This window comes from Intrasporangium sp., from assembly GCF_035280925.1.
Taxonomy (GTDB): domain Bacteria; phylum Actinomycetota; class Actinomycetes; order Actinomycetales; family Dermatophilaceae; genus Intrasporangium.
The window spans coordinates 1-2,192 of record NZ_DATEEY010000226.1; the positions used below are offsets into that span (position 1 = coordinate 1).

At 73.5% G+C, this 2,192-nt stretch carries 2 protein-coding genes; both read left to right on the top strand.

All coding sequences use genetic code 11. The features are described from left to right. A partial coding sequence (locus VJN29_RS20160; RefSeq protein ID WP_324145432.1) for a S1C family serine protease occupies positions 1–1,028 on the top strand: 1,028 nt, incomplete at its 5' end. An 83-nt stretch (positions 1,029–1,111) separates the two neighbouring features. After that, positions 1,112–2,192: DUF2339 domain-containing protein (locus VJN29_RS20165; protein WP_324145433.1), on the top strand; the 1,081-nt coding region annotated here is incomplete at its 3' end.

Below are 2,192 nucleotides of genomic sequence, written 5' to 3' on the forward strand. Positions count from 1 at the left end.
CCCCGGCGTCGCAGCAGGCCGGAACCGATGCGGCACCGGTCAGCCAGTCCGACCCCTCGTCCCCGGACTGGTCAGCCACCGCCGCAGCCGTCTCGCCCAGCGTCGTGAGCATCACCGCGTCGTCGGGCCAGCAAGGAGGCCAGGGGTCCGGCGTCATCATCGACTCCGCGGGGAACGTCCTGACGAACAACCACGTCGTCTCCGGCGCGGAGAAGCTCTCCGTCACCCTGGCCGACGGTCGGACCTACGACGCCGAGATCCGCGGCACCGACCCGTCGACCGACCTCGCCGTCATCGCCATCTCGGACGCCCCGAAGGACCTCCGGCCGATCGCCACCGGCGACTCGGACGCGCTCAAGGTCGGCGACCCGGTCATGGCGGTCGGCAACCCTCTCGGCCTCGCCGGGACCGTCACGACCGGCATCGTCAGCGCCCTCAACCGCCCCGTGTCGACAGAGGGCGAGAGCAGCGGCCCCTCCGACCCGTTCGGCCAGGGCCAGCGTCAGACCGAGCCCGTCGTCACGAACGCCATCCAGACGTCGGCCGCGATCAACCCCGGCAACAGCGGCGGTGCCCTCGTCAACGCCGAGGGCCAGCTCGTGGGGATCAACTCGTCGATCGCGTCTCTCGGCTCGCCCTCGGGCCAGTCGGGCAACATCGGGATCGGCTTCGCCATCCCGGTCAACGAGGCGACCTCGGTCGCTTCCCAGCTCATCGAGACCGGCAAGGTCACCCACGCCTTCCTCGGCGTCACCCCTCAGGACGGGTCCGCCTCCGACGGGTCGGCCACGAGGGCCGGTGCCGAGGTCGTGTCGGTCGGCGAGGGAACGCCTGCCGCCGAGGCCGGACTGCGGGCGGGCGACGTGGTCACCGCTGTCGACGGTGAGCGCGTGGACTCCGCCCTCTCGCTCGTCGGCCAGGTGCGAGAGCGATCGGTCGGTGACAAGGTCACGCTGACCGTGCTGCGCGACGGCGGCACCATCGAGGTCGCGGTCGCGCTGGCCGCGCGGAACACCGCCGACAACTGATCCGCCCGCTCGAGATGCCTGGGCACGCCGTTGAGTCGGCGTGCTCAGGCATCTCGGGCGTCAGGAGGGGCATGGTGTGGTGCATGACCCACCGCGACACCGTCCACCAGCTCGAGGCCGAGTTCGCCGACGCGATGAACCGGATGTATGCCGTCGGCAACGGACTGGCGCGCCTGCGCGCGGAGCTCGACCGCGAGAGCCCCGGCGCGGCTGCCGCCGCGGAGACGACGGGAGCGGGCTGGGTGCAGCCGGCGAGGGCTGCGGCGCCCGCCACGTCCCCAGCGACGACAGCGGCGGCATCCGAACGGCCGGGAGCGGACGTCACGGCATCCGGGACGCCCGCTGCGGCAGCGCTGGCCATGGCCAGCGGGGCCAACCCGACGACTCCACCGGTCGTCCGTCCTCAGGTGGTCGTCACTCCACCGCCCCTCCCGGCCGTCCCCTGGTACCGGCGAGAGGGCGCCGTCACGAGGGCACTCGCCCTCACCGGTGCCGTCGTCACCCTGGCCGGCGTCGCGATGCTCCTCGTGCTCGCCGCCCAGCAGGGCTGGTTCGGTCCGGTGGCACGGGTCACGGCCGGCGCCGCGCTGGCCGCCCTGTTGGCGGCGATCGGCGTGCACAACGGCGAGGCCGAGCGGCGAAGCGGCCCCGTGAGCAGTGCCTCGGTGGCGCTCGTCGCGACCGGGGCCGCCGCGGCATACCTCGACGTCGTGGCGATGACGAGCGGCTACGGGTGGGTCCGCCCGTCGGTGGGGCTGTTCCTGTCGGCCCTCGTGGCCGTCGGCGGCCTCCACCTCGCACGTCGCTGGGACAGCGAGCTCCTCGGCGTGCTCCTCGTCGCCGGTGCGGCAGGCCTCGCGCCGTTCGTCGCACGGGACTTCGGCTGGGTGGTGTCGGCCTTCCTCGGCGTGCTGTGCCTGGCGGGTTGGTGGGCCGGGAGCCGACACACCTGGCCGGTCCTCACCATCGCGCGCACCGCCCCGTTGGCGATCTCGCTCGTCGTCGGCGCGAGCGAGTCCCCGCAAGGAGGCGCCGACGCGGTCGGACACCTCACCGTCGGTGTCGTGGTGCTGCTGAGCACGGTCATCACCTCGACGCTGGCCGTTCGCCGCGACCCGCGCGACGTCGCCTCCTCGGTCGCCGTGGGGCTCCTGGCCGTGGGCG